This window comes from Chamaesiphon sp. OTE_20_metabat_361, assembly GCF_031364565.1.
Genome location: NZ_JANLWO010000218.1, coordinates 1 through 6519, shown reverse-complemented (window position 1 = coordinate 6519; position 6519 = coordinate 1). Strand labels below are relative to the sequence as shown.

The following is a 6519-nucleotide window of genomic DNA, read 5'->3' as shown; positions in this document are numbered from 1 at the left end:
CTTCAATCCACTGCGAGAGGTTAGTTACCGCGCGTAAGGGTGCCTTGAGATCGTGAGAGATCGTATAGGTAAATTGGTCGATTTCTCGTTCGCGGCGATCGACTAGTGCCATCATTTGGGTCAATAATGTATTTAGCCGCTCGATTTCTGCTGCTCGCTCTGTTGCGGCTAATTCAGCCTTTTTGCGATCGTCGATGTCTGTATGGAAGCCGATCCATTTTTGGACGGTACCATCTGGATCGAACACAGGTACGCCATGTACTCGCATCCAGCGATAGTAATCGTCGCGATGACGCAAGCGATACTCGGCTTCAAACGTCAGGTGTTCTGTAGGTGCCATTGCGGCTCGATCTACCGCTGTCTGCCAAGCTAGCTTAAGACGATCGCGATCTTCAGGGTGTAGGGCATTGAGCCAGCCCCCACGCTGAATCGACTCCAGCGGTTGTCCGGTAAATGCCGACCATTGGGGAATCTCCGCCTGAACTTCCCCCCGAGCGTCAGTTTCCCACAGGATTGCCGCAACTCCTTGAATCAAAGTCTGATACCGCTCGATCGGATCGGTGACGATATGAGGGGAACGATCGGCATTGTTGTCCGGAAAATGGTTCACACTGATTACTATCCTCCCAGTTCAATAAGTTATTATTGTAGTTAAACCGCATTTATACGTAACACTAAAAAAGTAGTTAATCGATTGGGTATGTGTAACTGATACAGTAGGTATAAACTAGATTTCATTTAGTCCCACTCTGGTTAAAGGTTGGTTATTATGAGCGATATCCGTGTAGTTTTGATCGAAGACCACGACGTTGTTCGGATCGGACTACGGACTGTGTTGCAGATCCAAGAAGGGATTCAGGTTGCCGGGGAAGCCAGCAATGGCACTCAAGGATTGACATTGTTACAAACAACTCAAGTCGATGTTGCTTTAGTTGATGTGGGTTTACCGGGCATAGATGGGATCGAATTAACCCAACAATTTCGGAAGTTTCAAAAAGACCATCCCGAATCAACTACCAAAATCATCATGCTGACGATGCTCGGGACGGAAGATACCGTCTTAGCTTCCTTCGCTGCGGGAGCTGATTCTTACTGTATGAAAGATATCGGCATCGAACAACTCATCGAAGCAATTAAGATGACCCACGCTGGTAATGCGTGGATCGATCCAGCAGTTGCCAGCATCGTCCTCCGCCAAGTCAGATCGAGTATCGTCCAACCCACCAGCCAAAAACAAACGATCGAGATTAGGTCGTTAGAGCCGGAATACGAGCAGGTATTAGCATCAGATCCAGTCACCGATCGCGAACGCGAAGTCCTCGAACTAATGGTCGCTGGCTGCACGAATGTGGCGATCGCGGAGCGGCTATTTATTACGGTAGGGACGGTGAAAACCCACGTCCGCAATATTCTAGCGAAGCTATGTGCCGATGACCGGACGGAAGCGGCAGTTAGAGCTTTGCGATCGGGAATTATTAGTTAAGGGAGTTGGGAGTTGGGAGTTGGGAGTTAGGAGAGGTAAGAGGGGATATATAGACAGTTCGATCGAACCTGGAATTTAGTTGGTGTGAGGCGGAGATCGACCCACCCCGCCCTACGGGCACCCCTGTCTTGACGTTTTTTTATTCGGGGGGAACCCCCGAATAAAAACGTCGCTGTCTTGAAAAGGTGCTCTACTTGGGGAAACCCCTGTTCCCGCACTTTTCGCTCCGAGGAGGGGATTTTCCAGTCCGACCATCTACCATCTACCATCTACCATCTATCCTCTACCCTCTACCCCCTAATCGATCGTGGATTTTAGTTCAGCAATACCGACCTTTGTCATTACCCTCAGAGAGGGAGTAGAAGCCGCCCTCGTGGTTGGTATCGTACTTGCTTGCCTCAAAAAAGCCAAGCAGAGCCACCTGCGAATATGGGTGTATGCAGCCGTCGCAGCAGGGATTGCCGCGAGTGGGATCGTGGGGGTAGTTCTATCCCAGGCAGCGCAAGCATTGTCTCAATCCCAAAATCCCTATGCAGCGACACTCGAACTGTTTCTCGAAGCGATTTTTGGGCTAGTGGCGATCGTGATGCTCAGTTGGATGCTAATCTGGATGACCAAGCAAGCCAGATTTATGAAGGCGCAGGTAGAAGGAGCCATCGAGCAGGCAATGGCGACGAATGCGGGTTGGGGTGTATTTACGCTCGTATTTGTGGCGATCTTGAGAGAGGGATTTGAAACTGTATTATTTATCGTTGCGAAGTTTCAGCAGGGGTTGATTCCGTCCCTCGGTTCGGTAGCTGGTTTGAGCGTTGCTACTGGCATTGGCGTACTGTTATTCAAGTGGGGAATCAAAATTAATATCCGTCGCTTTTTCCAGGTGATGGGTGTATTGTTGTTGCTAATCGTGTCGGGTTTGGTAGTATCGTCATTGGGACATTTTGACACGGCGATCGCGACTATCGCGCAAAGCGATCGACAATCGGCGGGTATGTGCGTCTTCTATGAAAAATTTACCAAAGTGCATTCTTGTAACTTGGGTGGATTAGTCTGGAATGCGAGTAAAGTACTGCCAGAGGATAAGTTTCCTGGTTTGCTACTGAGTGCGTTATTTGGCTATACCGATAAACTCTACCTGGTTCAAGCAATAGCTTACATCGGATTTCTGATTTCGATCGGGGGCATGTATTTCCGCAGTCTCAATCCCCAGAAACCAAAGCTTTCAAATATGCCCGTACCTGTAAAGAATAGTTAGACAACTCAAGTTAATACCTCAATTTGTGGAGATCGATCGGGCATTGCTGAATTGGGGTATCAAATAGATTGTGACATAATATATCCCCGATTTCTTGGAGAAGTCGGGGATATATTATGTCCTAACAAGCTTGACGGTTGCCATGCCTGAATTTATCGAGATTCTTCAAACTAACAGACAGCGCGAATCGGTGCTAGGATTTCACCATAGAGATTTTCGATGCGATCGACATTACCTTTGAGAGTATAAGTACTCAAAACACGCTCGCGAGCCGATCTGCCGAGTAGCTGCCGCCATGCCGCATGTTCGCGCAAGACGGGGAGAATGGTTCGTAGTTGACCGGAAACACCTTGGGTATTAATTACAACCCCAGCACCGCCAGCAATCACCGAAGCATCCGCACCAGCATCAGTCGCAACACAGGCGACCCCACAGGACATCGCTTCTAATAACGACAGCGACAGCCCTTCTACTAACGATGGGAGGATAAAGACATCAGCGCCCCGCAAAATTTCGATCCTGCGGGCATCGTCCCTAATCGCACCCAACCAAATGACCCCATGCTCGGTATTGTAAAATGGCTCTAGATTGGGTCTGAGCGGCCCGTCACCGACGAGGAGCAGCTTGCAACCGTAATTGCTCATGTTGCAGTATTTCCACGCCTTGAGGAGGGATTCAACGTTTTTCTCGGTGGAGATTCGACCCTGATAGACATAGATTTGACTAGCATTAAACTCCGCTCTGATATTGCTTGCACCGGGGGTATATTTTTGCTCGTCTACACCATTGGGAATGATAATAATGCGATCGCGAGATACACCGAGTTTGACGAGTAAATCTTGCTGTTCCTCACAGAAAATAATCGTTCGATCGTATCTCGCTAAAAAGGGTGCGTATAGTTGATAGGCTAGCAATTGCGTAGTCGAAGTCACGTTGCGTCGCTTGCCATCATAAGGCGTATGAAATGTCGAAATCAGCGGCAAATCTAGCTCTTGACAAATTTCTGGGAGCAGAAAGTCCAGCGGCGATAAACTCAGCGAAGCATGAACTAGATCCGGCTTCCGACGGCGCAAGGAGCGTTCTAAGACCCGTTTTGCCCTAATGGTCGGGATCGTAAATACTTGAGATTTGTAGAGAAAGGGTAATGGCACTTCATCGCCATCAGCTTTGGTGTCAGCAAAATGCATAAAACTGACCTTGTGTCCGCGATTAGTTAGAGCACTAGTAATTTCTCGACTATAGGTAACATTGCCACAAAAGGGCGTTTTTTTTCCTAGCCACGCAATATGCATTTTTCGTTAATTCGATCGGGATTTTAGTAAACTTGAATAGTGAACTACCCGCCCTCAACTGGAGTACCAGTATGAGGGGGGCTTCCAACTTCAACCGGAATAGCATCCAGCAAAACCGAAGTCTTACCAGGTTGACTTACATTCCGTCCATTGGCAGCAGCACTAGTTCCTAATGCCAGAATCCGCAAGGCTTCATCTCTGATGTTTTTTGCCGCATTGATGTCTCTATCGTTACGACTATGACATTTAGGGCAATCCCAATGACGCACGTTCAGAGGCATTTCTGATACTTTGTGGAGACAATTATTGCAAGTCTTAGAGCTAGGGAAAAAGCGATCTATCTCGATGTAGATTTTGCCTAACTTCTCAGCTTTGTACTTGAGCATTGTTCCAAATATTCCCCATCCAGCATCGAAGATAGCTTTAGCTAGACAATGATTGCGTGCCATACCTTTGACGTTGAGATCTTCTACTGCAATAACTTGGTTTTCGTCTACTATCTTGCGGGATAGCTTGTGCAGGAAATCTTCGCGTACTCTTGTTATCTTTGAATAAACTCTGGCGACTAATCGTTTAGCCTTGTATCTAGTATTACTTCCTTTCTCTTTACGGCTTAATTTCTGCTGTTTGCGCTTTAGATTGCGGCTATGTTTCTTGAGATGTTTAGGATTTGCATACTTGCTAGCATCACTGGTTACAACAAAGTCAATTAACCCAACATCCAGTCCAATAGCCTTGCCTGCGTCGCGGTTGACCCGCCACGCTTCTAGATTGCCTTCCGGCATTTCCAGTCCATCATCAACCAAAATAGAAGCATAGTATTTACCATCAGTATTTTTGGAAACAGTAACAGTTTTGACAGTGCCATCTAATGTTCGATGAATTCGACAATGCACTTCGCCAATGATTGGTAATTTGATAAAGCTATCTCCTACTTTGACATTCTGAGGATAACTAATTGACTGCCTACCATGCTTCGATTTGAAGCTGGGAAAACCGCCACGTTTATCAAAGAAGTTTTTGTAAGCAGTAGATAGATTCAGTGCAACTACTTGAAGTGATTGAGAGTAGGCATTTGTCAGCCAAGGGTACTCTTTTTTGAGATTTGGAAGTAATCCTTGAATTGCACTTCTGCTCAACCCTTTGCCAGTATCTTTATAGGTTTGCTGGCACAGATTCAAGCTATAATTCCAGAACCAACGACAACAACCAAAAGCACCCGCAAAATACGTCTGTTGCTCGGTTGTCGGATAGATTCTGAATTTGTAGGCTTGATACATTATCGGTTATCGGCATCTCTGGTAACAGAGTATCAAGGATGCTAGGAAAATACAAGGAGTTTGTTCGCTCAGTCATACCCCCCTTCTATTGTCGAGATCTGCGTTGGCGAAGCCTCTCGGAACGAGTTATGTCGATTTGGTCAGCGGGGCAATCCCAAGCGAGCTTTTCGGGGGAAGCTTCCCCCGAAAACGTCGCGCTCTCACGCGCCTTTCATCCCGTCTGTCTTGTTAAATATTTAGTAATGCCTAAATATACCAGGAAAGTTTACTAGTGAGCTAGATCGGGTATGGCAGTGGTGCAAGTGTCACAAGGGTATTTCTAATACTGGATTTGCACCAGGAATGAGCCAGCGCAAGATTAATCACGATCGAGTAGTGAGATCGGTTGGTAATTCGAGAGGGATATTGCCCAAGATCCCTTTCCGAAAGTCATTGAGGATCAGATGTGATGTCCGTTCGAGATCGCCGCGATATTTGTCATCGGCGAGCTGGTGTAAGTATTCCGCACCGCTCAAAGTAGTCGGCGCACTGCCATAGCGGGCGGTAAAGCCATCGATGTAACCTAATTCCTGACACAACTCCACCAAGGCGGCTGCCATACTCTGTCTGTCATAGCCAGCTTCACCGATATCATCGCAAATTGCCAGCTTCACAGCCGCTACTTGGTCGTTGAGGCGTCCGGGGATGATGCCTGGAGCATCCAATAACTCTAATTGGTCGGAAATTCTCACCCAGCGCAAGGCTCTGGTGACACCCGCACGTCTGGCACTTTCGACGACGCGTTTGTTTAGGAGCCGATTGATCAGCGCAGATTTGCCCACATTCGGAAACCCAATCACGACGGCGCGTACCGGGCGCGGTAACAGCCCCCGCTCCTTGCGTTTTTGGTTGATTTCTACGCCAACTGATTGAGCGGCTTTGGAGATTGCGACTACCCCCGTACCTTGCTGAGCATTGGCGAAAAATGGTTGTTCGCCTTGGGAGATAAACCATTCTAACCAAAGTTCTCGCACCGTTGGCGGGATCATATCGACCCGATTGAGAATCAGGAGTTTGTGTTTATTCCCAATCCAGTTGGTGAGGAGCGGATGATAAGTTGCCAAGGGAATGCGCGCATCGCGAACTTCCAGCACCACGTCAACTTTTTTGACCTGTTCTTGAAGTTGGCGTTCGGCTTTGGCAATATGTCCGGGATACCATTGAATCGCAGGT

General features: G+C 47.6%; 6 protein-coding genes. 2 read left to right on the top strand and 4 right to left on the bottom strand.

Annotated features, from left to right (window positions below; genetic code table 11):
- Positions 1 to 610 (bottom strand): PAS domain-containing protein (locus tag RMO35_RS06240; RefSeq protein WP_309739386.1); only part of this gene is annotated, 610 nt, incomplete at its 3' end.
- 159 nt (positions 611 to 769) lie between these two features.
- Between RMO35_RS06240 and RMO35_RS06235 the strand changes: the two genes are divergently transcribed.
- Positions 770 to 1483 carry a response regulator transcription factor gene (locus tag RMO35_RS06235; RefSeq protein ID WP_309739385.1) on the top strand — a complete coding sequence of 238 codons (714 nt, stop codon included), beginning with the start codon at positions 770 to 772 and terminating at the stop codon, positions 1481 to 1483.
- A gap of 307 nt (positions 1484 to 1790) precedes the next feature.
- Positions 1791 to 2735 carry an FTR1 family protein gene (locus RMO35_RS06230; protein ID WP_309739384.1) on the top strand — a complete coding sequence of 315 codons (945 nt, stop codon included), beginning with the start codon at positions 1791 to 1793 and terminating at the stop codon, positions 2733 to 2735.
- Between the two features lie 170 nt (positions 2736 to 2905).
- Here the strand turns inward: RMO35_RS06230 and RMO35_RS06225 are convergent, their stop codons facing one another.
- From RMO35_RS06225 to ylqF, 3 genes are all read right to left on the bottom strand, one after another.
- Positions 2906 to 4027, bottom strand: coding sequence for a glycosyltransferase family 4 protein (locus RMO35_RS06225; RefSeq protein WP_309739382.1), 1122 nt, complete (start codon positions 4025 to 4027; stop codon positions 2906 to 2908).
- A 44-nt stretch (positions 4028 to 4071) separates the two neighbouring features.
- Entirely contained in the window at positions 4072 to 5307 is a 1236-nt protein-coding gene (locus RMO35_RS06220; protein WP_309739381.1) for an RNA-guided endonuclease TnpB family protein, read from the bottom strand.
- Between the two features lie 362 nt (positions 5308 to 5669).
- On the bottom strand, positions 5670 to 6519 hold an 850-nt coding region (gene ylqF / locus RMO35_RS06215), incomplete at its 5' end, for a ribosome biogenesis GTPase YlqF (protein ID WP_396135616.1).